The organism is Halalkalibacter krulwichiae (assembly GCF_002109385.1).
GTDB lineage: Bacteria > Bacillota > Bacilli > Bacillales > Bacillaceae_D > Halalkalibacter > Halalkalibacter krulwichiae.
The window spans coordinates 586886-613455 of sequence record NZ_CP020814.1 but is presented as its reverse complement, the minus strand read 5'-3'; the positions used below and the strand labels follow the sequence as shown (position 1 = coordinate 613455).

Here is a 26570-nt window from a genome sequence, read left to right as displayed (position 1 = left end):
GTACCAGTCTCCCCCTCTATCGTCATGCTCTTTTACATAAATCCTATAGCCAAGGAAGAGATAACGCGATAAAATAAATAAATCGCTTCAGCAAATGAGGGAAGGACATGAAACGACTACATTTTTGGATTTTAGTTAGTATTGTTGCGATTAGTGGATTTAGTCAAGGAATGTTGCTGCCGCTCATTTCCATCATCTTTGAACAAGATGGTGTATCAGCAACTTTAAATGGTTTAAACGCAACTGCACTTTATATTGGAATTCTAATTATCTCTCCTTTTATGGAACCTCCACTTAGAAAATTTGGTTATAAGCCGATTATTGTTACTGGCGGCTTAATCGTTGTCATTGCATTAGCTTTTTTCCCATTATGGAAGTCATTCTGGTTCTGGTTCTTTTTGCGTCTATGTATAGGCATTGGCGATAATGCTCTGCATTTCGGAACACAAACATGGATTACTTCAGTAACTCCTAAAGCACAACGTGGTCGCAATATTAGTATTTACGGTCTCTTTTTCGGCATTGGATTTGCTGTTGGGCCCTTAATGACACCTTTAATGAAATATAATGAAGCTCTCCCGTTCATCGTCTCCGCTGCACTCTGTTTCATTGCTTGGTTACTTTTGTTTTTCCTTCATAATGACTTTCCTGAACAGGCAGTTGAATTAACTTCCTTTCGAGATACAGCTGGGCGCTTTGGAAGAACACTTAAATATTCATGGGTCGCCCTACTTCCTCCATTAGGGTATGGCTTTTTAGAAGCATCTCTAAATGGGAGTTTCCCTATTTACGCTTTACGTATTGGAATAGACGTAACAAGCGTTTCGATACTCTTAGCTTCCTTTGCTTTTGGAGGTATTATCTTTCAATTGCCTCTTGGAATCATAAGTGACAAATATGGTAGAAAGATCATTATTAAGTTACTATTATTATTAGGAAGCTTTTCCTTTTTTGTTGCGAGCTTCTTAGAGAATACTACACTCGGACTGACAATTTGTTTATTTATTGCAGGTATGTTAGTCGGATCCACTTTTTCTATGGGAATAAGCTTCATGACTGATTTAACCCCTAAATCACTATTACCTACAGGAAATATTCTTTGTGGAATCGCCTTTAGTATTGGGAGCTTACTCGGACCTTACTTAGGGGGGTATTTATTCAATTTTTAAGCGGGGTTAGCTATTTCATTATTATAGGACTAATGTTGCTACTCATCTTTTTTATTATTGTGATTTTTACTAGGACACCAAAAAGCTTCTATTAATTAAAAGGGCATCTAAAAGATCTTTTATGACCTGCTTTAGACGCCCTTTTTTATAAACTTGCCAAGCCTCTTGTTATTGTTTAGACTCTACCTCTGAACTAGGTAAACTCTGTTTCAAGTTTCTCATCCCATCTGCTGCTTCTTTCGTTGCTTTCATAATTTCTTCGGAGCTATCCTTTAGATGAGAAGCTGTTTCGCTAAGCTTCTTAACATCGCTCGTAATATCTCGAACAACTGTTGAAATCTCAGTAGCAGTTGTTCTAACCTGGTCAACGATTTGTTCTCGGTTTTCTTTAATAAATTCAACCGCCTGTTCAGTTGACTCACGAGCATGTTTTAATTCAGCTAGCAACTTTGTTCTCCATTCTTTCTTAGCTAATACAACTGAAATGATAATCAATCCAAAAATCCACACTAACTTAAAAGAACTTCTTTCTTGCTTTTTCAAACTAGCCCCTCCTCCTACTATTACTCCCTTTATTTTATCAGGAATAGGAATGAAAAGGAAAGGCAAGCTTTCTATCCTTTCAGCAATATGAATGATTAATCACTCATTATAGTACAAATAAATTCCTTTTTCTTTTGTTACATTGATTTCTCCTAACTCTAGCAATAAGTCTAAATGTCCCATTGTTTCAGAGAAAGTTAATGTTGGTTCCTTTATATGCTTTTCTTGAAACAATATAGAGCTAATTTGGTTTGCTGTCCACCTGTAATTTGCAAGTAATTTCTTAATCACCTTTGCTCGCTTAAGATGCCCTTGTAGCCTTTGTTCTATTAGTTCATCTACATTCGTAATGATATCACCATGTCCAGGCAGTAAGACCTTCAACTCTAATTCCCTTATCTGTTTCAGTGAGCGTCTATATTGAAGTAATGTTTTCGGTCGCTCCATCCTTTCTTCCATCGGTGGTTCTAAAAGAGCATTGGAAGATATCGTACTGAGAAGCACATCGCCTCCAATTGCTACACGATCCACCTCACGCATAAGGAGAATGTGAGTCTGAGCATGACCAGGCACCTCAAATACTTTCCAGCCTGTAAGTCCCGTTAGGTCATCTCCGTTTGTTACACATACATCCAAGTCGGTTTTTACTGTATGTTTTAAATACCCACTATTTGATTGGACTGTTTTTTCAATTAAGTCAGCCGGAACTCCATTCTCCTGATACAAAGCATCAAAAAATTGTTGATAACGTTGAAAGAAAGAATCATTTTTCTGTAACCACGTCTTTAAGTAAGGATGACCAATTTTTAATGCAGAAGGAAATTGCGCTGTTAAACCAACATGGTCAGGATGATGGTGGGTTAGTACGACTCTCTCAACGTCTTGAAATGTGAAGCCAAGTTTCTTTAATTCATTCTCAAGTATTTCTTTAGCCTTCTTTGTTAATGGTCCTGTATCTACAAGAGTTAACGATTCACCACAAATTAAATAAACATGAACGGGTCCTACTAAAAAAGGCGTAGGTAGGGTAAATTGATAAATTTGCTCTCGGCGATGAGTCATTATACTGCTCCCTTCTTATTTTTAACCAGTAAAAAAGAGTGACCTAAAAAATAGATATTTTAGGCACTCTTTGTCGATTAATTATAGGCTTGAGTTAGAAAACGATCAGTCTCTAACTTTTCAAAACCATCATGGCTTGACTTTTTTAATTCATTTAACTCTGTAGCAAGTCGATCTAATTTCTTTTGCATGTCTTCAATCATCTTTTTTTCTGAAACTGTCATGGTTCTCTCTCCCTTTTTTCTTTTTATCGATTGAGCAGTCGCTCACTTTCTAAGTACTACCTCTTTAACTTTTTCTAATTGTTAAAAATATTCTAACAATAATAAACTGTTTTGTAAATACTTTTTTATATCGTACATGCACCTTTATTTATCCACAAAGTTTTCCACATTTATGTTAATAAGTAAGCGTTTCACTGTGAATAAACAAGGTATACTGTTAATAAATTTACCGATTTCTGTGGGCAACTTCCACTCTCATTAACCTTCTACTAGATTCGACATTTTCCGGTAAAATTTATTTATTCAAACAATTGTAACAATTTCAACTACTAAACGAATGATTATTTGCTATACTTATGATAGTTAGTAATTTCACTACTATGAGGTGGGATGTAAAAATGCGTAGACAAGTAACTTCTTTTGAGGAGTTAGTTTTAGAAAATAAAAAACAATTACTTAATGACCCTGTCGCGTTAGAAAAAATCGATGAGAGAATTGATGAGCGTAAATCAAAAGAAACAACAAACCAACAGGAACCTAAATAAAAAAGAGCGAGTTTGCCACATTGGCAACTCGCTCTTTTCTTTTTAAAAAATGGAAAATCATACGAATATTACAAGAGCTGATAACGCACAGTAAGAGTTGTGTAGATTCACTTTATACATACCTACTTTTATTTTTGAAGGAGCGTAAGAAAATGGATAATGTATTGCTGGCTCGAACTATATTTGGTTCTTCCATTGCTTTTCATATTATCTTTGCAACATTAGGAGTAGGAATCACTTTAATGATCCTTCTTGCTGAGATCATGCGAATCATTCGCAAAGATGATGATTATGGGACGCTTGCCAAAAGATGGACAAAAGGAGTAGCTATTTTATTAGGCGTTGCCATTCCTTCTGGGACCATTGTAGCTGTTATGCTTAGTTTGCTTTGGCCTGGGTTTATGGAAATTGTAGGACAAGTCATTGCCCTTCCATTCCAAATTGAAATATTTGCTTTCTTTCTTGAAGCTCTCTTCTTATCCATTTATGTATACGCAGCAGATCGACTTTCGCCAACGATGAGAATAATTAGTGTTTTCTTTGTCGCATTAGGCGCTACAGCTTCTGCTGTTCTAATTACAGATGCTCATGCATGGATGAATACACCTCGTGGCTTTGATGTAGTAGATGGTCAAATAACGAATGTTCAACCGCTGGCAGCTGTTTTTAACCCAAGCTTCTTCGTTACTTCTTTTCATGTTGTCGGAAGCGCCTATATGACGGGTGCCTTTGTACTTGCTGCAGTTGCAGCTTACAAATTATTTCGAGGAGGTCTTAGTGTTCGAGAAATCACGTATCACAAAAAAGGATTATCTTTATCTTTAGCCGTTGCACTTGCAATGAGTGTGTATACAGCTAATAGCGGCCACGATACAGCTATATTACTTCATGAACATATTCCCGTGAAGCTCGCAGCTGCAGAAGGTTTATTTGAAACTCAATCGAACGCGCCTTTAGCAATCATGGGTACTCCTGATCCAGAGGCTGGTAGAGTCGTTGGAGGAATTGAGATACCAGGGATGCTTAGTTGGCTTGCAACAGGCTCAACTGACGGAGTAGTAAGAGGCTTATATGATTATCCACAAGAAGAATGGCCTCCATTATTCGTTCACACCTTATTTAATGTGATGGTCGGAATTGGTTCTGTTCTTCTTCTCCTAGCGGGAGTGTATTGGTTGTATTGGTTCAAAAACCGTAAAAGCGAAAAGCCTTTCCCAAAATGGTTGTTAGCTGGAATCGTAGTTTCTGGTCCCCTCGCTATGGTTGGAATTGAGACAGGATGGATCTTCAGCTGTACCGGCCGGCAACCATGGACGATCTATGGCTTTCAACTTACAAGTGAGGCTGCTACGAATTCAGGGAATTTAGGAATGCTCTTTATCTTGTTCGTCTCCCTATATGTAGTACTTCTCGTTATTACAGCACTTGTCATGCATTTCTATTTCAATCGCAACCCGGTTTCAAAAGATTTACACAGCATCACTTAAAAATATGAGGTGAGGAGTGATAAGATGGAGCCTGTCTATATAGCGATTACGATTTTATGGATCTTTTTATTCATGTATGCCATTGCTGGGTCGATAGATTTCGGCGCTGGTTTTTGGGCAATGTACTATCGAAAAAGAACAGATACAAAAGCTGCTAGTATTGCAAACCGTTACCTCTCTCCTTCTTGGGAAGTAACCAATGTCTTTTTAGTATTGCTTGTTGTAGCACTCGTTAGTTTCTTCCCAGGAGCTGCGGCAACACTCGGAACATTGATGATTGTTCCCATTTGTCTCGTACTCTTTTTATTAACTATTCGTAGTGCGTTTATGGTTTACTCTTACACCGTGCAAAAATATACAAACATGTTAGTGATAATTTCTGGGGTTACAGGACTGCTAATCCCCGCTTTATTAATCAGTATGTTACCTGCAGCAATTGGTGGATTCGTCGAAACAGTTGGAGATCGTCAATATATTTTACTTAATCAATTGTTTACAAGTCCAACCTTCTATACCCACCTTGGCTTTGGACTAAGTACAGAATTATTTTTATCAGCTTTATTATTAAGTGACTATGCAAACGAAGCAAATTCAGAGGAGACCTACCATGTTTATCGAAGAAATGCGATTATTTTAGGTCCTATTACACTTTCCTTTGCTGTTGGTGCCATTTTCACTTTAATACCAGAAGCTTTTTGGATGTTTGAAAACATGGCAAACGAATGGCTTCTCTTCACTCTGTCTTTATTAGCGTTTGCGATTGGATATAGTGCCCTTTGGTGGCCTTCGAAAAAAATGAGTATCGGTAAACCTCGCGTAGCCGTATTGCTAATTGCTTTGCAGTTTGGATTAGCAAGCTTCGCCTACGGTTCAGCACATATGCCATACTTTCTCTATCCTAATGTAACGATTTACGATGCTTTTACCAATGATATAATGTTTTATTCCTTGTTAATTGGTTATGGTATTGGCATGGCCATCTTGATTCCTGTCTTTATCTGGTTCTGGAAATTATTTATGAAAGATAAAAGATATTTAAGGCAAGATTCTCCTCACTAACTTAGGCCTGAATCAAGAAATAATTTATGAAAAGAGCAGGCCTATCAAAAAATAGGCCTGCTCTTTTCAAAACTGTTACTCACCTAGATCAACATTATGATACACTTGTTGAACATCCTCTAAATCTTCTAACGCATCAACTAATTTCTCAAATTGCTCTTGATCTTCTTCCGATAAAGAAACATCATTTTGCGCTAGCATCGTTAGTTCGGCTACTGTGAATTCAGTAATTCCAACATCTTTAAATGCTTCTTGTACCGCATGGAAGTTATCAGGCTCCGCATATACAATCACAGAATTTTCTTCCTCCAGAATGTCACGAACATCTACATCCGCTTCCATTAATATCTCAAGTACCTCATCCGCTGTTTTTCCTTCTAGTCCAATAACAGCTGTCGCATCGAACATAAAAGCTACGGAACCACTAACACCCATATTTCCGCCATTTTTCTTAAATGCCGATCGTACTTCTGCAACCGTACGATTAACATTATTTGTTAATGTATCTACAATAACCATCGAGCCATTCGGTCCAAACCCCTCATAACGTAGTTCATCATAATTTTCTTCCGAACCACCTTTAGCCTTTTCAATTGCTCGATCAATAATAGCTTTTGGCACACTATATGTCTTTGCTCGTTCAAGTACAACCTTTAATGCGCGGTTTGATTCAGGGTCAGGCTCACCTTGCCTTGCTGCAACATAGATTTCACGGCCAAATTTAGCATATATGCGACTTGTATTCGCATCTTTAGAAGCTTTTTTTTCTTTAATATTATTCCACTTACGACCCATGCTTTTCTCACTCTCTTTCATCAATATGCCTTTTTTAAAATGTTAAAATTGAACGGTACCTTTAGTTAAATATACAATTTATTATACATTATTTACGGACTCTGTTCGAGAAAGTTTGAAGAGGAAGTCAATACTGACGTTCCTTTACAGCCCCGAAAGGCTTGCCGAAAAAAAGTTATATCCTTTTTGGCAAGCCTCCAGAAGATCTTAGCATCTATTTTCTGTTAAAGTCATAAATTCGTCTATATCCGTTAATACAAGGTCAATCGCTTCTTGCCAAAAAGCTTTGTTAGTCAGATCAACTTTCAAGTGCTTTTCTGCAAGCTCCTCAACCGTCATACTTGCAGTATCTTGAAGTAAGGCTATATAGTCTTGTTCAAATGAACTGCCAGTTACTAGAGCCTTCTTATAAATACCTAAGCTAAATAAGTAGCCAAATGTATACGGGAAATTATAAAAAGGGACACCTGTAATATGAAAATGCAATTTAGAAGCCCAAAATGTTGGTGAATAAGAAGACAATTGATTACCATATGCTTCTCTTTGTGCTTTTTCCATCATTGTATTCAATTCACTAACGGATAACACTTTCTCCTTACGAGCCTCATAAAATCTTGTCTCAAACAAAAATCTAGCATGAATATTCATGAAAAAGGCTAGTGATCGAGATATTTTGTTTTCTAATAATGATAATTTTACGTCTTCATTAGCTGCCTCTTTCACTAAAGCCTCGGCAATAATCGTTTCCGCTAAAGTTGATGCTGTCTCCGCTACATTCATTGCATACCGTTGTGCTAGAGGATCCAATTCTCTTAAGCAATAACCATGATACGCGTGCCCTAATTCATGGGCGAGTGTTGCGACATTCGCCATTGTTCCGTCATAAGTCATGAAGATACGGGACTGTTTCGAAATTGGAAAGGTCGTACAAAATCCTCCTGGCCGTTTTCCAGCTCGATCTTCCGCTTCAACCCAACCGTCACGAAGAGCACCTTCTGTAAAGGTAGCTAACTTAGGACTAAATGCCCTAAAATGTTCGATAATCAACTGACACGCGTCTACATATAAAATTGTCGTATCACCCTCGACAGGCAAAGGCGCAGATACATCGTGCATTGCTAATTTCTTCATACCTAAAAGCTTAGCCTTTCTTTCCATAAATTTATAGAGCTTTGGTTTATTTTCAGTGATGGTTTCCCACATCATCTGTAACGTCTCTTCTTTCATCCGATTAATCGCAAGCGGCTCTTTTAGAACACGATCCCATCCCCTTGCTTTGTATAAATTAAGGCGAAACCCCGCTAAGTGATTTAACGTTTGAGCAAATAATTCAGCTTCTTTTTCCCAGGCAATCTCAGATGCTTTAAATGCTCTTTCACGTATTAATCGATCTGAACTGTTCATACGGTTTTGTAGTTGACCAGGCGACAACTGTTTCTCTACACCGTTTTCCTCAAATGGAATATGCATACGGCCAACTGCGCTATTATAAACATTTCCCCATGCATGATAACCATCAATCGCTAATTGAGCTGCTAATTTCTCCTCTAACGATGAGAGTTTCTCTTTTGATTGCTGCCTTCTCTCTTCTAAATTAAAGGCAATACCTACTAACGATGGACGTGAAATAAATGCCTTCCATTCCTCTTCTGTTAATTCAACAAGGAAGTTTTCAATTGTTCCCCAAATATTTTGAATTTGTGTATTTTGTTCAGTTACTTTACCAAGCCAGAGTCGTGCTTCTTGATCTTTCACATCTTGTGCGGTTAAACAACTTATAAAGGCTGAAGCTTCTCTGGCTCTTTGCATATATTCTTGGACATTATGTATAAACGTCTCTAGTTGATCAAGCGAAATTTGCTGTACAAGTTTACGTTCTAAAGTTATTAATAATTCATCCGTTTCTTGGACGAACTGTTTAAATTGTTCAGATTTACTTCCACCTTTAAAAATAGAAGTTAAATCCCAAACCTCTGGAAATTTCATCATTTAAAACCTCCTCACTATTTCGTAACTCGTAATAATAGTGTATCAGAAACTTTTGATGTAAACCATCTCCTGGAAGGATGTTTTCAACAATTAAAATGTTCTATAATAATATTATCTAAGTTGTATAAAGGTGTGGTAAATAATGAAAATTGACACGACCGACAAAAAAATACTTGAACTCTTAACCGTAAATGGCCGTATGTCCTATGTGGATATTGCAAAGGAACTAGGTCTCTCCCGTGTAGCCATTCGAGAACGAATTAACCAACTCATTGAAGACGAAGTCATTGAGAAATTTAGTGTTGTTATCAACTCTGATAAAATAGGCAAAAAAGTATCTGCTTTTTTTGAGGTAGATTGCGAACCTACATCTCTTGTTTCCGTTGCAGAAACATTAGCTGAAAATCCAAAGGTTGCAAGTTGCTATCAAATGACAGGTCCAAGTACGTTACACATGCATGTTCTTGTAGAAGACTTTGAACAATTAGAGCATTTTATTAACGAAGAATTATATGCTTTGAAAGGGATTACTAGAGTAGAGAGTCATATTCTATTAAGAAGATTTAAGAGTCGAAGCGGACTGAAGTTATAAATATCCCCTACATTAAAAAACGTATTGCGAATTGAATCGCCAATACGTTTTTTATAAAAGCTTAATCTAATTCAATCTTTTTCGTCACCTAACGTTGAAGTTTTTATTGAAACATACAAAACCTTAGCGAAGAATATTTACGTAGACTCCGCGCCGAGAAAAAAGTCAACATTACTGGAATGGAAATCGATTAGATACTTCGTCTAGCGAAATACCTTTCTTAGCAGCTTCAAATCAGGTTTATAACGTAACGGAAGATCAAATCGTGTTGTTTGTTTTAAAATACTTTTATTATGGGTGAATGCAGCAAAGCTCTCATATCCATGGTAGGCTCCAATTCCACTTTCCCCTTTCCCTCCAAAGGGCAAATGAGGAGTTGCCAAATGCATAATGGTATCGTTGATACAGCCTCCACCAAATGAAAGATTTTTAATTAACAAGTCTTGAACAGCTCGATCTTCAGCAAATACATAAAAAGCTAGTGGATTGGCTCGTTCTCGAATAATTGGAATTACTTCTTCCACTTGGTCAAAAGTAAAAATCGGTAAAATCGGCCCGAAAATCTCTTCGTTCATTATCGCTTGATCCCAATTTACATTTTCTAATAGAGTAGGGGAGATCGTGAGCTGCTCTCGGTTATACGTTCCCCCTTTATCACATCTCCTTCTTCTAAGAACGTTAGCAGCCGATTAAAATGCCGTTCACTAACAACACGTGGATAAAGTTGTGATTCCACTTTTTCTCGAAATAAAAGATCAATTTGCTTTTTTAGTAGGGAGATAAATAGATCTTTTACATCTTCATGAACTAGGGCATAATCAGGTGCAACACACGTCTGTCCTGCATTGAGAAATTTCCCCCATGCAATTCTTTTTGCCGCTAAATCAAGGCGTGCACTCTTATCGATCACTACTGGACTTTTACCTCCAAGCTCTAACGTAACCGGGATGAGCTGTTTCGCCGCCTGCTCCATAACGACTTTTCCAACAGCAACACTTCCTGTGAAAAAGATGTAGTCAAAGCGTTGCTCTAATAATTGTTTACTTGTTTCGACCGCACCTTCTTTAACAGCAATATACTCTTCTGGAAAGTACTTCTCAATTATAATTCGCACTATTTTAGATGTGTTAGGTGTCAGTTCCGATGGCTTTATGACAGCACAATTCCCTCCAGCTATAGCCCCTATTAATGGAGCAAATGCTAATTGGACAGGATAGTTCCAAGGGGCAATAATTAAGGTTACTCCTCTGGGTTCTGAATAAATCACCCCACGAGAACCTATATGAGATATTGCTGTCTTGACCCTCTTAGGCTTCATCCACTTAGGTAAGTGGTTAATCGTATGCTTAATTTCTTGATATAACGGACCAATTTCCGTTAAAAAGGCCTCTTCTTCTGACTTATTTAGATCTTTATGTAATGCCTCAATAAGTTCATGCTCATGTTCTTTGATTGCCTTTTTTAATTGCTTTAACTGCTTAATACGAAACGTAAGTTCATGTGTTTCCCCTTGCTCAAAGTATTTACGCTGCTTACCGATAAGTTCTGCATACATTAAAACTCCTCCTACCTTTACAGTTAAGCTAATTTACCTCCGCTATTATAAGCTATACGTTATTTACGCCCATAATCCGCCTTTATTTCTCCCCATTTTTCCGTTTCCCATTTCTTAATTTTATTTTGATAATCGTTTGTTTGAAGCCACTTTTCAGCACGATCCATAAGTGACCAGATATAAGCTGTTTTTTCATTTCGTTCTAGAGTTGATTTCGCTTTTTTTTGTTTCACCCATTTTATCGCTGTCATCGAATCAGAATAAATCGTTTTCGTACTTCCCTGCTTTTGTAAATAGGCTAATCCGTGAACGATCGCTAAGAACTCCCCCATATTATTTGTACCAATATGAATTTCATCATGTGCAAATAAAACTTCTCCCGTTCTCGTATCGACTCCTTTGTACTCTACAATCCCAGGGTTTCCACGACAACCTACATCTACAGATATGCTATCCCATTCAACTTCTTCACTAACTGATTCTGCAGTAGAGCGCTTAGAACCTGAACCAGCTGTTCTCTTACCTGAAAGAGCAGCCTCTGCTTCTGCTTTTGTAGGAAAGGATTTAAATCTTGCTCCAGTGAATCCTTTAACTTGCGCCTCACATTCAGCCCATGAATTAAATATGCCAGTTTTTCTTCCTTTCCACACAACATAAAACTTCTTTTTGGCCACAAATGACACCTACTCTTTGTATATAATTTTGTTCTAAAGAAATAGTAACAGTGAAACCATCTTAAGACAATTAGAAGGAGGATCTATATGAACAAACGTAACCGTCAAGCCGGCAAAGCTGCTACAAATAACCAAACGCCTAAAGAGAACTTATTAAACGAAGATGTTGCAAGTGAAATGATTGATAATGGGAGCAATCGAGCGAACAATAAGAAAAAACAATAAACAACGTTTATAAATGGCATTTCCTGTCGATAATGGTGCTAAAAAAGAGGTGTAATCCAGCATGAATGTGACCATTAACCGTAAACGTTCGATTAAAGAGCCTGGTGACCTTATAAGCACAAAAGGAAATAAGCTTTATGCTATTATTGAAGATCGTGGTGAAAAATACCCATACCATCTTCTTTGTCTTGAAACTTTTACAATCATTGAGAGTTACGATTCCATGCCGTCAAATGAAGAGATTGAGGAAGATGTCGACGATAAGCTTGATGGAATTTATCAACATCGTGATTCCCACATTACACTTAACTAACTTTTCTAGAACAAAAATGCTCAGCCACGTTTGCTGAGCATTTTTGTTAGATCAATGGTTTATAAATAATTATTAATTACTGTAGCTCAAAACCATCAAGATTAACGAATGAGAAGCCATCCAATTCTAATTGTAAGACTGCACGCTTTACACCCTCCGCTGTCCCACTTTGAGGCTGGTTCATATGTAAAAGTGCTATTGACCCTTTTTTCGCCTGCAGTAAAGCTGTATAAACTTGATCAGCATTGTAAGTAGCCCCTGCATCACCTAAAATATCAAAATTCACAACTTCAAGCCCTAACTCATTTACAATTTCAACAGCAACTTCATCATAAAATGCCGTACCTGAACGAAACATGGTAGGGGCCCGTCCAGTTAAACTTTCAATTGTTTCTTGATTTGCCATTACTTCATTTACAATTTCTTCTGGACTGTTTGTACCTTCAATCCCCCAGGCGGCCTTTCCAGTTACAGATAGTGGGACATGGGCAGTTCCATGGTTTTCAATTTGGAACAATGGGTCTTTCGCTAATTCAAGAAAGGCCTTTTCGTGCTCTTTAATCCAACGTTCATTAATAAACAATGTTGCTGGAATCTGTTCACTTTTTAAGAATTGAATTAACTCTTCATCATACCCGTTTCCATATGGTCCTCCACATGCATCAAACGTTAAAGCTATTACCCTTTCATCGGTTTTTATACTCGTCTTAACCCCAGTAACATTTTCTCCCCATTGATCCGGGTCCTTGCCCTCATACTGTTCTAATTTTATTTCATTTTCTCCTTCTTCCTTACTAATCTCTTCATTGAAGGTATTTTCCCTACCTGCGTCCACCTCTATTTGATCATGTTCATGTTTCTCTTCTACTTTAGGTTCTTCAGGTACTTCAATTGTTTGACAAGCAGTTATAAGTAATGTCAGACAAACGATTAGCAACGATACTTGTTTCATCAGGCACTCACCTTCATTTCCACTCATGTACTATTACTATGACAAAAAGTGAGACTGTCAGAAAGGGGATCCCTTTAACAGTCTCACTTGATCTACTCTTGTTTAGAAGATGATTCTGTTTCTAATTTTCCTTGTTCTTCATACCAATCATCTAACACTTTTGCATCCAGTACTCTACTTTCAATAAAGGAAGCTTGCTTATCTAAGAAAAGCTTTTTCCATTCCACTTGCATATCATCAGCAATTTTCACAACAGTTAATAATTCTTGCCATGCTACATAACGCTTATACCAGAAAAATTGAGGTTGCTCCGTCATATAAGGGTATAGATCATCGAACTCCGTATGCTTACAATCAACCGTGCGCTCAAACTGAACTTTTGCTTTGGTCACTCGATCTTCAAAATACGTACTCATCTCTTTCTCTTCCACCAGCAATCCCTCCCTAAAGCTTCTCTCTAACATTAGTAAGTATTATAGCTTATGCACTAACTCTAAATTTAAGAATAACTACTGTCTTATTCTAATAATACCACGAGTACAGCGGATACTAAATGAAAAATATTTAGAAAATTTTGTACAAATAGGTAACATTCAAAGAATACTACCTTTCCACTCCTGTTAACTAGTTAAAACTAACAGATATGACCCTTTATACTAATAGTTACTTTAGAGACTTTTTATTTAACTCTTCCTCAATTAAAATCGGTAAGTAATTCACTTCAGCTGCATCGTTAGGATAAGAAAATCCTAATGATTGATCGCTCACTACTTCAAGGATTTCTTGAATAATTTCATCCATTCCTTGAACATAGAAGCGATGTAAAAATTCAAAACTAACAGGCTCTTTTGGCAAATGTTCTTCTGAACAGACACTTGCATTCGTGTAATTCAAGTAAGTTCGGCAAGGAATCGGGCGAACTTCATAAGCAATACATCTATTCGTTTCTTCATCTAGAAACATACAAGGGAGACCTAACTGTTTATATTTTAATTTAAAGGAATCGTCTTTCTTAAAGTCGAATTTCTTAATTACATTAATCTCACTTGAGAACTTATCATGATATTCGGATATTTGAAGGAAAATACGTTGTTTTCGCGCCTCAGGCAATTGATTAATAAAAAGCAACATTAACTTAGCTTCAAGTCTCGTTACGATAATCGGAAAATAACAACAATGGGCGCATCCTACTCCACAGGTTGGTGTCAGTCCTAGCTCATCCTCAACTAACTCAATTTCCTTATTTACTTGAGCTAATAATCTTTCAAAAGCATCCGTCAAAAAATTGTGAACATGCTTGCCTTCACTTTCATCCAGAAGTTGATCAACTAGATCGAAAAAAGGTTGTTCATAATCATAATCACGTTGGTTGATTTTCTTTACTTTTTCTGTCATTTCTTGATAACTTATAGGTTGATTCACGTAAAACAGCTCCTAACCGGGATTCAACCCTTATAGTAGTAGAAATGAAAGAAAAAAGCGACCGTTTTTCCCTTTATAAAATAATGGAAAAAGTTTATTAATGCTTCTAATTGACGATATTTCCTTTACGCGCTAAGATTAAAGCAAAAAGAACGCATTTTTCGACAAATTCCTCATCAGCGAAAGGAGGAGCAAATGTTACTTGTCAAAAAGGTCCTAAATAACAATGTTATTGTCGCGGAACACCCTGAGTATGAAGAAGTCGTTCTAATTGGAAAAGGACTTGGTTTCAACAAAAAAATTGGCGACACAGTAGCCGGCGATAAGGCTGAGAAATTTTTTGTATTAAGAGAAGAAAAAGATCAGGAACAATATAAACAATTACTTAACTATGTAGATGAAAGTTTCATCGGACTCATGAATGATATTATTGAAATTGTAGAAGATCGCTTCTCTATACGCCTTAACGAACATATTCATATCAGTTTAACGGATCACCTCTTCTATGCTATTAAACGAATTAAGCAAGGACTTGATATTAAGAATCCTTTTCTAAATGAAACTGAATTGGCTTATCCAAAGGAATTTGCAGTTGCTTGTGAAGTAGTAGATCATATAAACGATGAACTAAACATTTTAATTCCCCCTGGGGAAGTTGGTTTTATTACCTTGCATATTCATAGTGCCTTAACTAGACGCACCCTTAGAGAAGTAAATCGTCACACACAATTGATTTCTGAACTAGTACTAGTAATTGAAGAATCGTTAAATATTAAGATGGATCATAAAGATACAAGGTATTTAAGACTTGTCCGTCATCTACATCATGCGATTGAGCGTATAACTAAAGAACAATATATGGATAATCAAGAACCCTTAAAAAAGGTATTGCAAGCCGAATATCCTCTGTGTTACAATTTGTCGTGGAAATTGATGAAAATAATGCAACAAGCGTTAAAAAAGACTATACCAGATGCTGAAGCCGTTTACTTAACGCTACATCTTCAGCAACTTTCAAAACAATAACAATTAGCTATCATACTTTTTACGTGTTACTGATTATGCAGGCATGAGTGGAAAGGAAAACGATTGCACAAGTATGGAAATAAGAGGACACTCTTTTTTCCACTGTGCGGTCTCTCCTTTTTACTCATGCTTTTTTTTCTGATATTTCCGCTTTTAAATACCCATACTAATTTTGAGAAAATTTATTAAGGAGGTAAACGTATGTTTAAAAAAGCTTTTGGTAATTTACAAAGAATCGGTAAATCATTGATGTTACCAGTTGCTATATTACCGGCCGCAGGTTTGTTACTAGCCATCGGTAACGCAATGAGAAATCCAAATATGATTTCGCTTATGCCTTTTTTAGAAAATGATGCTTTTACTAGCTTAGCTACAATGATGGAATCTGCCGGTGGTGTCATTTTTGATAATTTAGCTCTTATCTTCGCACTCGGTGTAGCAATCGGGTTAACAAATGGCGCAGGTGTTGCCGCCCTTGCTGCATTAGTCGGATATCTTGTTATGAATATGACAATGAGTGTAATGGGTGGATTAACCATTGAAAGTGTCCTTGAACAAGCAAATCCAGCCCACGCTCTTGTGTTAGGGATTCCAACACTTCAAACCGGGGTATTCGGAGGAATTATTATTGGTGCGCTCGCTGCATGGGCTTATAATAAATTCTTCAATATTGAATTGCCACAGTTTTTAGGTTTCTTTGCAGGGAAACGATTTGTACCAATTGTTGCAGCATTTTCTTCTTTCTTTGTCGGTATCGCATTATACTTTATATGGCCGACAATCCAAACAGGAATGAACACAGCTTCTATCTTCTTAATGGAAGAAGGAATGGCTGTTGCTGTATTCTTCTTTGGTTTCATTAAACGTTTGTTAATTCCATTTGGTCTCCACCATATCTTCCATGCTCCATTTTGGTTTGAATTCGGTTCCTATCAAACTGTTGCCGGAAACATGGTATATGGAGACATGAACATTTTCTTTGCACAGTTACGTGATGGAGTAGAAATCACTGCTGGGCACTTTATGGCTGGGGAGTTTCCTATTATGATGTTTGGTCTTCCAGCTGCAGCATTAGCAATGTACCATCAAGCTCGTCCTGAAAATAAAAAACTAGTTGGTGGTTTGTTAGGGTCAGCTGCACTAACTTCATTTTTAACAGGAATCACAGAACCAATTGAGTTCTCATTTTTATTCCTATCACCATTGCTATTTTTTATCCATGCTGTATTAGATGGTCTTTCATTTGTTATTTTATACTACCTTAATATTAATTTAGGTTATACATTCTCTGGTGGCGCGATCGACTTTTTCCTATTTGGAATTATTCCAGGACGTGAACCATGGTGGATCGTCATTATTGTAGGTCTTATCTTCGCCGTAATTTACTATGTACTGTTTACATTTATGATTAAGAAATTTAACTTAATGACACCTGGACGTGAAAAAGCAGTCGGTAATACAGATGAAGGTTCAAGTCAATCACACAAAAAAGGCTCAGAACTTCCATTTAATATTTTACAAGCACTTGGTGGTAAAGAGAATTTAACTCACCTTGACGCTTGTATCACACGTTTAAGAGTGTCCGTTAAAGAAAGCGACAAAGTAAATAAAGACCGATTAAAAGAACTTGGCGCTTCTGGCGTTATGCAAGTAGATCAAAACTTCCAAGCCATTTTTGGTCCACGTTCCGAAAATATCAAAACACAAATTGAAGACATTATTAATGGACGAACACCAACACCAGTTGAAGAACCCGCTCAGGCAACAGAAGCAGTTGCTGGTGACATCCATTTCACCTCACCTTTACAAGGGAAAGTACTACCTATTACAGAAGTACCTGACCAAGTATTTTCAGGAAAAATGATGGGTGATGGTTTTGCTATCGATCCTTCTGAAGGTGTTGTAAAGTCGCCTGTTTCAGGGAAAATAGTTAACCTATTCCCAACTAAACATGCAATCGGTATTTTATCTGACGAAGGAAAAGAAATTTTGATTCACGTTGGTCTAGATACGGTCAACTTAAAAGGTGAAGGTTTTGAAACACTTGTAAAGCAAGATGATCTCATCACACAAGGACAAGAATTGTTACGTTTTGACCTTGAGTTCATCAGAGAAAATGCTACTTCAACGATTACACCTATCGTGTTTACAAATCTTGCAGAAGGTGAATTTATTCAGATTAATAAACAGCAAGATGTCTCTTTAGGTGAAGAAGATGTTATCTCTATTAAACAAAAATAAGTAAGTCAAAAAGACTCAAACATACCTTAAAATGTTTGAGTCTTTTGCTATATTTTTCAATCTAGAGCCTTTGAAAATGGAAGTTCTTCTCCTTCAAACATTCCAAATAAAATAAGACGTATTTCGACATAACTCATACTAAAGTCTCATCAAAATTAAAATCTCGTCAAAATTCGTTATTAGTCCCACATTCCTCTCATATTCTTACATATAAGATGAGTAAACCGTCTCTATGCTTCCCTCTTTCTATCCTGTAAAATCAATACTTGCGTAGACTACTACACAAAAAAAGTTGGTGAATATTAATGTGGAAAAATGCAGAAATTGGAATAGATTTAGGAACTGCAAATACACTTGTTTACAGTAGAGACAAAGGCATGATTTTGAACGAACCTTCAGTCGTTGCCATTAACCTTGATACAAATGAAGTATTAGCTGTTGGTCTAGAGGCTAAAAATATGGTAGGAAAAACACCTGCAAATATCGTAACAGTTCGTCCGCTAAAAGATGGGGTTATTGCCGATTTCAATATGACGAGTCACATGTTAAAAGCCATTATGAAAAAGGCTAGTAAAACACTTAACTTATCCGTTAGGAAACCAAGTGTCGTCGTTTGTGCCCCTTCTGGCTCAACATCAGTAGAGCGTAGAGCTATTTTAGATGCTGTCCGAGGCTGTGGTGCAAAGCAAGCTCATATTATCGAAGAACCGTTAGCAGCTGCGATTGGAGCTGACCTTACCGTTGAAGAACCAATAGCCAATGTTGTAGTTGATATTGGCGGAGGAACAACAGAAGTAGCGATTATATCATTTGGTGGAGTCGTTACATGTCATTCGATTCGAATTGGTGGCGACAAATTTGATGAAAGCATTATTCAACATGTTCGTAAAACGTATAACATCATAATAGGTGAACGTACAGCTGAGCGAATTAAAATGGAAATTGGCTATGCTCCGATTGAACATGAACGATTAGAAATGGAAGTAAGAGGACGAGACCTCGTTCACGGCTTACCGAAAACCGTTATGCTAAATTCAATTGAAGTTCAAGAAGCACTTAAAGAAGGAATGTTCCAGCTGCTAGAATCGATCCGAGCAACACTGGAGGATTGTCCTCCTGAATTAAGTGGCGATATTGTCGACCAAGGGGTTACCCTTACCGGTGGTGGAGCTCTGTTAAACGGTATGCAAGAATGGCTTTCAACTGAAATATCTGTTCCTGTTCATATCGCTCCTAATCCTCTCGAAGCTGTTGCAATTGGGACAGGCCGTTCGCTAAAATTTATCGATAAGCTCCAAAAAGTTTAATTAACCTTTTGGAAAAAGAAAATAAGTACAATGTAAGGAGCGTCGTAAAAAGTCAAAAACAGACCTTTTACGACGCTCCTTTTTCTTTATACTTCCATTAATGACGATCATAAAGTTCTGGAACTCGACTTTTAAAAACTGGAACCTGCTCCCGTATTTTCTTAACATCATTCAATTCTACTTGAACGTTTATCGTTTCTTCCTTCGATGCCGATGCCTTATAAATTGTGTCTCCCCACGGGCTAATAACCATCGAACGCCCTGCAAATTCCACTCCATCATATGTACCGACACGATTACAACTAACTATATAGACCTGGTTTTCTATGGCCCTAGCTTGTTGGAGGATTTCCCAATGCATCGCACGAGCTTCAGGCCACTCCGCGACAACAAAAATCATTTCTGCCCCTTGTAACGCTAAGGACCGGACTAATTCAGGAAAACGCAAATCATAACAAATAATGATGCCCATCTTCTTACCGTCTAACTCAAACATCTTACCCCCATGCTTGCCGCCCTTTAGATAAGTAGGTTCGTCTAACATTGGAACTAGATGCATCTTGTCATATGTATGAATTCGTTCTCCAGCTCTGTTTACAATGAGTGAACGATTATAAATACCATCAACATCAAAGGCGGCATAAGAACCAGCAACTATATTCACTTGATGTTCTTTAGCTAATTCAGCAATGAACACTTCTGTTTGTTCTTTATCCTCTTTAACCGTCTCTTCTAATGTCGGTAATGTGTAGGCAGTAGTCCACATCTCAGGTAATACTAGAACATCTACTTTACCATTTCTACAGATTTCTTTAGCCCACTCCGCCACAAGTTTACGGTTTTCAACCGGTTGACCAGGTACGATATCCATTTGATAACTCGCAATTCTCATTAGTTCTCCTCCTTCATTGTGCGCTCTTTTCCCTCTGCTGTAACAGCAAATGTCCTTTTCATTGATTTTATTTGGCTGATATGCCTATAACGTAAAGCTGACCAATCCTCATCAATAGCAATTTGACGGACCGGTTCAAAATCTCGTTCAGCTAACATTGCTCCTACTGTATCTCTACTACAATCAGATCCTTTATATGTTTTTGATGATTTCTTTGGATAACAAAGCCAAAGCAACCCATCTTCATTAAGAAGATTTACAACAGCTAAAGCCTTCTCTTGCAGCTCCTTATTCGATATTCCGAATACAAGAATAAATCCATATTTTTCAGTTCTTGCTTCTGTATGTACTTCAACACCAAACTGATTCATTACCTCTTCAAATTCTTTTGGTGCTCCTATTACCAAAATAGGTGTATATAGCGTTTTCCATTGTAATTTCTTAATTACTGGATGCATTTCCACCCTTCTCACCAACCCTGTTTTTCTTTTATTATATCACCTTTTTGCTTGCTTTTTTTAAATGGAAAAAGGTTGTCCAACAGGTCAGATTTAAACCTTTTTGGACAACCTCGACAATTATCTGACAGTAAGGAAAAATTGCGGATACTTTTTCAGTAGCAATATGATAACTGCAAGAGTCAGCAGCATCTCTGGCACTAGATAAGAAAGATTATAAAAAGCAGAGTATAAGCTGACGTTCATTCCCTCTGGAGCGTATTCACCAAACCAAATCACTCCAGAAGCAAAGTGACTAATAAAGCGCAATGCCGTCGCAAAAACCAGACCTATTACAATCGTTTTAATAGATAAAGCAGCTTTGACAATAAAGATACTTGCAAATCCTAAAACTAAGTAAGCTAACGGATAATCTAATACCAGCTGAACAGGATGGACAACATAGCCTCCTATCATAAGATTTAATAATCCTACAAGTAAACCTGTTAAAACACCACTTTTCCAGCCACGTCTAAATGTAATAATGAAAATTGGTACCATTATTAAAGAGATCGAGCCTCCCATTGCCCCATAATGCACCAAATTTCACGTTACTTAATACAAGAGCTACTCCTGTCATAACGGCTATTTCAATCATCGTTATTAGACGGTCACGATTCATCACAAAAAACCTCCTTTCATGTATTGATCCACAAAAAGAGGTTCGTAATTCAATATAAACAATCGATTACCGAGCCACTTCCCTACGCTAGTATGAACTAGATCAGGTATTTAGAGTTGAGGATTCACCTCTCTCAGTCAAATGACACCCCTAGTGGATTTAACTATTAATTTTAGTATAACATAACTAAGACAGTTTCGGGTTCTTTCTTCTTTTTCCTATACCTTCAAATGCAGCAGCAATCGAAATTAACTGAGCCTCCGTAAAGGCCGTACTCGTAAATGTAATTCCAACCGGCTCTCCTTCAGCAGTATACCCAGCTGGAACTGTGATAGATGGATATCCAGGCTTTGCTGCGATAGAGGCTCCGAGGTTATTAGGGAATACGATAACATCTAACTGATTTTGTTCAATCGCAGCGTCAATCCCGTTTACGGTTGCATGATACTGGTCAAACTGCAAAGCTTCTAAATACTCCTTTTCAGTAAGAGTACCGCTAGTTTGATCTGATTTAGTCAGCAATGATTGGCCATATTTTAATCGCCTCTCTGGATCTTCCTGATTAAAACGTATTACATCAGTAAGAGTACGCAACTCTACATTTGTTTTAGACAAATACGCATTGATATTCACTTTGAATTCATAAAGAAGCACATTAAATGACCATTTTTCTTTTGCTGAAGGAATGACGATTTCATCAATCACTTCAGCACCAGCTTCCATCAATTGTTCAATTGCCTCATTTATAACAACTCTTTTCAATTCTGGAAGTTGATCGACAAAACCTTCTCTTGCTATTCCAACTCTAACCCCTTTTAAAGTAGGCTGTTCTAGCGCAGCATATAATTCCTCTTTTGTAAGTGGATTCTTTCGTGTTGCGGGGTCTTTTTCATCATTCCCCATTATAGTAGCTAATACATGAACAGCTTCCCTTACAGTCCGTGTCATTGGTCCGGCCGTGTCCTGCGTATGTGAAATCGGAATAATCCCATCTCGGCTAATAAGTCCTACAGTAGGCTTAATCCCAACTAGACTATTCTGACTAGAAGGATTTAATATGGAACCCGAAGTCTCCGTGCCAATGGCAGCAGTCGCAAACTGCGCGGCAATCGCTGCACCTGAACCTGAACTGGACCCTCCTACATCAAAGGGACCATAAGGATTTTTCACCTGCCCTCCACGTGAGCTATAGCCACTTGGCATATTTTCCATTGTCATAAAATAGGCCCACTCTGACATGTTTGTTTTTCCCAAAATGACTGCACCAGCTTCCCGCAATCTGGAAACAAGATGGGCGTCCCTTTGTGAGTATGAGTCTTTAAGTGCAAGTGAACCTGCACTTGTATGGAGTTTGTCTGCTGTATCAATATTATCTTTTAGTAAAATAGGAATCCCATGAAGTGGTCCCCGTACGCCCACGTTCGCACGTTCATAGTCTAACGCATCCGCAATATGAAGTGCATCAGGATTAACTTCAATAATAGAGTTGATACGTGGTCCAGAATGATCATACTGTGAAATTCTATTTAAAAAAGGAGGACTAACTCCTTGGAAGTAATCTCCCCTGCATTCATTTTTACTTGAAGCTCATCCATTGTCACATCCAAAAACCATGTATCTTCCATTTCCTTTAGTTTAGGGTTAATCATAATAAACCCTCCTTTTATTCTCATACTATAAATCAGTTAACTAAATTCTACCACTGTTCCCCAAATTGAAAAAGCAGGAAAGAATGATGAATTCTTTCCTGCTTTATAAATAAACTAGACTGTTTTCTTTTTCCAAATACCTAGCATTAACGCAGTGACAATTGCTCCAGCGATAATCGCGAGTGCATACATGAACCAACTGCCCGAAACGAGGCCGATAACAAAGATTCCACCGTGTGGAGCTGGTAGCCCAATCCCAAACAACGCTGTTAATCCTCCAGCAACGGCTGCTCCTACAACCGCAGATGGGATGACACGACCAGGGTCAGCAGCTGCAAATGGAATGGCACCTTCTGTTATAAATGAAGCACCTAATAAATAATTTGTTTTTCCTGCCTCTTGCTCTTGCTTTGTAAATTTCCGTTTAAAAAATGTCGTTGCCAAAGCGATACCAAGAGGTGGAACCATCCCTCCAGCCATAACAGCAGCATGAGGACCGAAATTGCCAGCATCGATCATCGCAATGCCAAATGTGAAGGCAGCTTTGTTAATTGGACCTCCCATATCAATGGCCATCATTCCACCAAGAATGATACCTAATAACATCATGTTAGTAGTTCCCATTCCACCAAGCCATCCTTCTAAACCGCGATTTACAGCGCTTAGCGGAGTAACTAAAAGAAGCATAATCATTCCCGTGAAGAAAATATTTAATACTGGATAAAAGAGAATCGTTGTGATGCCAGCTAATGATTGTGGCAGGCCTGCTGTTAACTTCTTAACAAGAAGTGCAATATAACCAGCTAGGAAACCTGCGATTAGTCCCCCTAAGAAACCAGCTTCTCCATTAACAGCAATTAAACCACCTACCATACCTGCGGCAAAACCAGGACGGTCTGCAATACTCATTGCAATGAATGCTGAAAGAACCGGAATCATTAGTGCAAATGCAGAACCACCGCCGATATCCATTAACATTTGTGCAAACTGATTGTTCAAGTCAATATCAATCAAGAAAGATAAAGCAATTAGGATACCGCCACCAATAACAAATGGAAGCATATTTGAAACACCATTCATTAAGTGCTTATAAAACCCAGCACCAAAGCCGGCTTTCCCTTGTTCTTCTGACTCACTTTCTGTCTCACTATTCGCTTGATAAATCGGAGCATCTCCTGAAAGAGCTCGATCGATTAGCTCTTTTGGCTTTCTTACTCCATCCTTTACGGGAACTTGGATGACTTTCTTGCCCGCAAATGGCGCCATATCAACTTTAGTATCAGCAGCAACAATAATCGCTTTTGCTTGTTTAATGTCTTCGCTTGTTAATTTATTCTTGACCCCACTAGAACCATTTGTTTGAACTTTAATGGAGACACCTTGCTTTTTCGCTTCACCTTTTAACGCATCGGCAGCCATATACGTATGAGCAATACCTGTTGGACACCCAGTTACAGCTAGCAATGTATATTCGTCTGCATCAGAAGACTTATCTTGTTCTGCCTCCTCTGCTTGCAATTGCTCTAATTCTTTCTTATCTATAGCAGCTAATACATCACTTTCTGTTGCCGCATCAAGTAACTTTCTACGAAACGCCTCATCCATTAAGAATGTAGACAATCTCGATAAAGTTGCAAGATGCGCTTCATTTGCTCCGGCAGAAGCAGCAATCATGAAAAAGAGATGCGTAGGCTGCCCATCAAGTGCCTCATAGTCCAATCCATTTACTGAACGACCAAAAGCAATTGCTGGTGTTTGAACAGCATCACTTTTAGCGTGCGGAATTGCAATTCCCTCACCTAAACCTGTTGTGCTCTGTTCTTCCCTCGTCCAAATTGCTTTTTTAAAATCTTCAGCATTATTTAAACGCTCGGCTTGATCAAGACTTGTTACAAGTTCATCAATTGCTGCTTCTTTATTTGTCGCTTTCATATTTAAGACAATTGTTTCTTTTTTTAACAGATCAGAAATCCTCAAATTACTCACCCTTTCTCCAATCTTTGATGTCAATTTCCTTCATAAGTTCCTCAACAATCGCTCGTTCCGCAAATGTAGTGGAAAAAGCGGTTGCACTCCCAGTTGCTACGGCAAATCTAAAAGCATCAGCTAAAGCCATCTTTTCATTTTTTGCTGCGATAAAACCAGCCACAACCGAATCGCCGGCACCAACTGAATTTTTCACTTTTCCTTTTGGAGTATTAGCAAATAATAGCTGGTCTTTTGTACCAAGAAGAGCCCCGTCTCCAGCAAAAGAAACAAGAACATACTTAATTCCTTGTCCAATTAACTTCTCAATATAAGGAACTGCCTCTTCTGGGTTTGCAATATTAGTAGAGAATAATTCCCCTAGTTCATGGTGATTCGGTTTAATAAAAGTTGGACGTGCCTGAAGAACATGACTCAGTGGTTCCCCACTTGAATCTATAAATACCTCTACTTCTCTTTCAAGCGCCTCTCTGCATAAAGCTTCATAAATATCAAATGGAATCGTAGCCGGCACACTCCCCGCTAAAACAAGAATATCTCCCTTCTTCAACTCACTCATTTGATTACGTAACTGCTCTAAATGCTCAGGCTTAATTCTCGGTGATACACCATTGATCTCAGATTCTTCTTGTCCCTTAATTTTGACATTAATTCTTGTATCACCTGTTACTTCAATAAACTTCGTTGCAATTCCATCTTGCTCAATAACTTCTCTTAAATACTTTCCAGTAAAGCCACCGATAAATCCAAATGCTTCACTTTGATGCCCTAATCTCTTTAACACTTTTGAAACATTAATTCCCTTGCCTCCAGGAGCTTTATGATCTGTCATTGCTCGATTGACTGCTCCTAAGTTCACTTGCTCGAGTTCAACAAAGTAGTCAAGAGCGGGGTTTAATGTAACTGTATATATCATAAGGAAGCCACCTCTATGTTCGTCAATTTTCTATAGTTGTTAACTAGTTCTTCGTTAATATCAGAAGTAATAATTGTTATTTCCTTTATATCAGCGAATTTAGAGAATGATACTTCGCCAAACTTAGAATGATCGACCAATACATAGCTTTGCCTAGAACATTTCTTTGCATATTCTTTTATAAATGCTTCTTCAGGATCAGGCGTTGTACAGCCGTCAAATTCACTAATTCCGTTCACACCTAGAAACGCTTTGTCAAAACGGAAGGTCTCTATCAAACGAATCGCATTACGTCCAACAGAAGCTCTTGTGCCTGTTTTCACATACCCTCCAATAACATGTGTTTCTATATTTAAGTCAGCTAATAAGCTTATATTGGTTATTCCGTTTGTTACAACAGTAATATCCTTATCCATCAAAAAGGGGATCATTTCTACAGTTGTTGTCCCAGCATCTAAAAAGATACAATCTCCCTCTTCAATTATTGATGCTGCTTTTTCGGCAATTCTCACTTTCTCCTGACTGTTTTTGACCGTTTTTTCAGCTATAGTAGGTTCATCTAATATTCTCTTTAATAAAGTAGCACCGCCATGAATTCGCTTTAATTTCTTAGCTTGTTCAAGTTCAGTTAAATCACGACGTATCGTTGATTCAGAAGCACCTGTTTTCTTAACTAGTTCGTGAATTTTTATCGTCGTTTGAATCTTTAACAGATCTAGAATTTGTTTCTGTCGCTCTATCGTTAACATTGCGCCACACCTCTTCTCTGTTACAAGGTTAGTATACACTCAATAACGTTCACTTTCAATCAATTTCAACCAAAGACAA

27 protein-coding genes, 2 pseudogenes and 1 riboswitch are annotated in these 26570 nt (G+C 37.7%); of the genes and pseudogenes, 10 read left to right on the top strand and 19 right to left on the bottom strand.

The features are described from left to right. The first annotated feature begins 107 nt into the window (after nucleotides 1-107). Nucleotides 108-1264: pseudogene (locus BkAM31D_RS03125) on the top strand (MFS transporter). Between the two features lie 73 nt (nucleotides 1265-1337). Here the strand turns inward: BkAM31D_RS03125 and BkAM31D_RS03120 are convergent. From BkAM31D_RS03120 to BkAM31D_RS23865, 3 genes are all read right to left on the bottom strand, one after another. After that, nucleotides 1338-1712 (bottom strand): hypothetical protein, encoded by a 375-nt coding sequence (locus BkAM31D_RS03120; RefSeq protein ID WP_235820519.1) that lies wholly within the window; start codon nucleotides 1710-1712, stop codon nucleotides 1338-1340. Between the two features lie 99 nt (nucleotides 1713-1811). Beyond that, the gene (locus BkAM31D_RS03115; RefSeq protein ID WP_066157770.1) at nucleotides 1812-2774 is read right to left on the bottom strand and encodes an MBL fold metallo-hydrolase; all 963 of its coding nucleotides are present in this window, start codon (nucleotides 2772-2774) and stop codon (nucleotides 1812-1814) included. Between the two features lie 77 nt (nucleotides 2775-2851). Further along, a complete protein-coding gene (locus BkAM31D_RS23865; RefSeq protein ID WP_169801145.1) occupies nucleotides 2852-2998 on the bottom strand; it encodes a hypothetical protein in 147 nt (48 codons plus the stop codon). 398 nt (nucleotides 2999-3396) lie between these two features. On the opposite strand from BkAM31D_RS23865, the gene BkAM31D_RS03110 reads away from it, so the two are divergent. The 3 genes from BkAM31D_RS03110 to BkAM31D_RS03100 all read left to right on the top strand — a co-directional run bounded on the left by BkAM31D_RS03110 (nucleotide 3397) and on the right by BkAM31D_RS03100 (nucleotide 6089). Next, nucleotides 3397-3543 carry an FbpB family small basic protein gene (locus tag BkAM31D_RS03110; RefSeq protein WP_084372356.1) on the top strand — a complete coding sequence of 49 codons (147 nt, stop codon included), beginning with the start codon at nucleotides 3397-3399 and terminating at the stop codon, nucleotides 3541-3543. Between the two features lie 152 nt (nucleotides 3544-3695). After that, entirely contained in the window at nucleotides 3696-5030 is a 1335-nt protein-coding gene (locus BkAM31D_RS03105) for a cytochrome ubiquinol oxidase subunit I (RefSeq protein ID WP_066157773.1), read from the top strand. A 24-nt stretch (nucleotides 5031-5054) separates the two neighbouring features. Then, on the top strand, nucleotides 5055-6089 hold the full coding sequence (locus tag BkAM31D_RS03100; RefSeq protein WP_066157776.1) for a cytochrome d ubiquinol oxidase subunit II: 1035 nt from the start codon (nucleotides 5055-5057) through the stop codon (nucleotides 6087-6089). 75 nt (nucleotides 6090-6164) lie between these two features. Here the strand turns inward: BkAM31D_RS03100 and BkAM31D_RS03095 are convergent, their stop codons facing one another. Together BkAM31D_RS03095 and BkAM31D_RS03090 are read right to left on the bottom strand one after the other, a co-directional pair. Beyond that, the gene (locus BkAM31D_RS03095) at nucleotides 6165-6884 is read right to left on the bottom strand and encodes a YebC/PmpR family DNA-binding transcriptional regulator (RefSeq protein WP_066158186.1); all 720 of its coding nucleotides are present in this window, start codon (nucleotides 6882-6884) and stop codon (nucleotides 6165-6167) included. Nucleotides 6885-7091: 207 nt separating this feature from the next. Beyond that, on the bottom strand, nucleotides 7092-8873 hold the full coding sequence (locus BkAM31D_RS03090; protein WP_306807434.1) for a M3 family oligoendopeptidase: 1782 nt from the start codon (nucleotides 8871-8873) through the stop codon (nucleotides 7092-7094). Between the two features lie 142 nt (nucleotides 8874-9015). Between BkAM31D_RS03090 and BkAM31D_RS03085 the strand changes: the two genes are divergently transcribed. Continuing rightward, on the top strand, nucleotides 9016-9465 hold the full coding sequence (locus BkAM31D_RS03085) for an Lrp/AsnC family transcriptional regulator (RefSeq protein WP_066157778.1): 450 nt from the start codon (nucleotides 9016-9018) through the stop codon (nucleotides 9463-9465). 203 nt (nucleotides 9466-9668) lie between these two features. On the opposite strand, the pseudogene BkAM31D_RS03080 reads toward BkAM31D_RS03085, so the two are convergent. Both BkAM31D_RS03080 and rnhA read right to left on the bottom strand, forming a co-directional pair. Next, a pseudogene (locus tag BkAM31D_RS03080) lies at nucleotides 9669-11020 on the bottom strand (aldehyde dehydrogenase). A 59-nt stretch (nucleotides 11021-11079) separates the two neighbouring features. Further along, on the bottom strand, nucleotides 11080-11694 hold the full coding sequence (gene rnhA, locus BkAM31D_RS03075; RefSeq protein ID WP_066157783.1) for a ribonuclease H: 615 nt from the start codon (nucleotides 11692-11694) through the stop codon (nucleotides 11080-11082). An 87-nt stretch (nucleotides 11695-11781) separates the two neighbouring features. On the opposite strand from rnhA, the gene BkAM31D_RS23860 reads away from it, so the two are divergent. Both BkAM31D_RS23860 and BkAM31D_RS03070 read left to right on the top strand, forming a co-directional pair. Continuing rightward, complete coding sequence (locus tag BkAM31D_RS23860; protein ID WP_169801146.1) at nucleotides 11782-11919, top strand: hypothetical protein; 138 nt, start codon at nucleotides 11782-11784, stop codon at nucleotides 11917-11919. Between the two features lie 61 nt (nucleotides 11920-11980). Then, the gene (locus BkAM31D_RS03070) at nucleotides 11981-12232 is read left to right on the top strand and encodes a hypothetical protein (protein WP_066157786.1); all 252 of its coding nucleotides are present in this window, start codon (nucleotides 11981-11983) and stop codon (nucleotides 12230-12232) included. 76 nt (nucleotides 12233-12308) lie between these two features. On the opposite strand, the gene BkAM31D_RS03065 is transcribed toward BkAM31D_RS03070, so the two are convergent. The 3 genes from BkAM31D_RS03065 to BkAM31D_RS03055 form a co-directional block, all read right to left on the bottom strand. Continuing rightward, complete coding sequence (locus BkAM31D_RS03065) at nucleotides 12309-13184, bottom strand: polysaccharide deacetylase family protein (protein WP_066157789.1); 876 nt, start codon at nucleotides 13182-13184, stop codon at nucleotides 12309-12311. 92 nt (nucleotides 13185-13276) lie between these two features. Next, nucleotides 13277-13615 (bottom strand): hypothetical protein, encoded by a 339-nt coding sequence (locus BkAM31D_RS03060; protein WP_371807179.1) that lies wholly within the window; start codon nucleotides 13613-13615, stop codon nucleotides 13277-13279. Nucleotides 13616-13847: 232 nt separating this feature from the next. Beyond that, entirely contained in the window at nucleotides 13848-14606 is a 759-nt protein-coding gene (locus tag BkAM31D_RS03055; RefSeq protein WP_066157795.1) for a YkgJ family cysteine cluster protein, read from the bottom strand. 195 nt (nucleotides 14607-14801) lie between these two features. Between BkAM31D_RS03055 and glcT the strand changes: the two genes are divergently transcribed. From glcT to mreBH, 3 genes are all read left to right on the top strand, one after another. Then, nucleotides 14802-15632 carry a glucose PTS transporter transcription antiterminator GlcT gene (gene glcT, locus BkAM31D_RS03050; RefSeq protein ID WP_066157798.1) on the top strand — a complete coding sequence of 277 codons (831 nt, stop codon included), beginning with the start codon at nucleotides 14802-14804 and terminating at the stop codon, nucleotides 15630-15632. Between the two features lie 201 nt (nucleotides 15633-15833). Next, the gene (gene ptsG, locus BkAM31D_RS03045; RefSeq protein ID WP_066157801.1) at nucleotides 15834-17873 is read left to right on the top strand and encodes a glucose-specific PTS transporter subunit IIBC; all 2040 of its coding nucleotides are present in this window, start codon (nucleotides 15834-15836) and stop codon (nucleotides 17871-17873) included. A gap of 305 nt (nucleotides 17874-18178) precedes the next feature. Then, on the top strand, nucleotides 18179-19180 hold the full coding sequence (gene mreBH / locus BkAM31D_RS03040) for a rod-share determining protein MreBH (protein ID WP_066157806.1): 1002 nt from the start codon (nucleotides 18179-18181) through the stop codon (nucleotides 19178-19180). A 97-nt stretch (nucleotides 19181-19277) separates the two neighbouring features. Here the strand turns inward: mreBH and BkAM31D_RS03035 are convergent, their stop codons facing one another. The 9 genes from BkAM31D_RS03035 to BkAM31D_RS03005 form a co-directional block, all read right to left on the bottom strand. Then, entirely contained in the window at nucleotides 19278-20072 is a 795-nt protein-coding gene (locus BkAM31D_RS03035) for a carbon-nitrogen family hydrolase (RefSeq protein ID WP_066157808.1), read from the bottom strand. Then, nucleotides 20072-20530, bottom strand: coding sequence for a hypothetical protein (locus BkAM31D_RS03030; RefSeq protein WP_066157811.1), 459 nt, complete (start codon nucleotides 20528-20530; stop codon nucleotides 20072-20074). The genes BkAM31D_RS03035 and BkAM31D_RS03030 overlap by 1 nt, the downstream gene beginning before the upstream one ends. 120 nt (nucleotides 20531-20650) lie before the next feature. Next, the gene (gene thiT / locus BkAM31D_RS03025) at nucleotides 20651-21070 is read right to left on the bottom strand and encodes an energy-coupled thiamine transporter ThiT (RefSeq protein WP_235820520.1); all 420 of its coding nucleotides are present in this window, start codon (nucleotides 21068-21070) and stop codon (nucleotides 20651-20653) included. Continuing rightward, nucleotides 21042-21191 (bottom strand): hypothetical protein, encoded by a 150-nt coding sequence (locus BkAM31D_RS24145; protein WP_257391630.1) that lies wholly within the window; start codon nucleotides 21189-21191, stop codon nucleotides 21042-21044. The genes thiT and BkAM31D_RS24145 overlap by 29 nt, the downstream gene beginning before the upstream one ends. Nucleotides 21192-21253: 62 nt before the next feature. Continuing rightward, a riboswitch (TPP riboswitch) is annotated at nucleotides 21254-21353 on the bottom strand. Nucleotides 21354-21377: 24 nt separating this feature from the next. Beyond that, nucleotides 21378-22670 (bottom strand): amidase family protein, encoded by a 1293-nt coding sequence (locus tag BkAM31D_RS03020; RefSeq protein WP_306807468.1) that lies wholly within the window; start codon nucleotides 22668-22670, stop codon nucleotides 21378-21380. Nucleotides 22671-22717: 47 nt separating this feature from the next. Then, nucleotides 22718-22840: a hypothetical protein gene (locus tag BkAM31D_RS24645; protein ID WP_306807432.1), complete on the bottom strand. Its 123-nt coding sequence runs from the start codon at nucleotides 22838-22840 to the stop codon at nucleotides 22718-22720. A gap of 114 nt (nucleotides 22841-22954) precedes the next feature. Next, nucleotides 22955-24817 carry a PTS fructose transporter subunit IIABC gene (locus BkAM31D_RS03015; RefSeq protein WP_066157813.1) on the bottom strand — a complete coding sequence of 621 codons (1863 nt, stop codon included), beginning with the start codon at nucleotides 24815-24817 and terminating at the stop codon, nucleotides 22955-22957. A 1-nt stretch (nucleotide 24818) separates the two neighbouring features. Next, nucleotides 24819-25742 carry a 1-phosphofructokinase gene (pfkB, locus tag BkAM31D_RS03010; RefSeq protein ID WP_066157815.1) on the bottom strand — a complete coding sequence of 308 codons (924 nt, stop codon included), beginning with the start codon at nucleotides 25740-25742 and terminating at the stop codon, nucleotides 24819-24821. Further along, nucleotides 25739-26491, bottom strand: coding sequence for a DeoR/GlpR family DNA-binding transcription regulator (locus BkAM31D_RS03005; protein WP_066157818.1), 753 nt, complete (start codon nucleotides 26489-26491; stop codon nucleotides 25739-25741). Before BkAM31D_RS03005 ends, pfkB begins: the two co-directional genes overlap by 4 nt. Nucleotides 26492-26570: the final 79 nt, after the last annotated feature.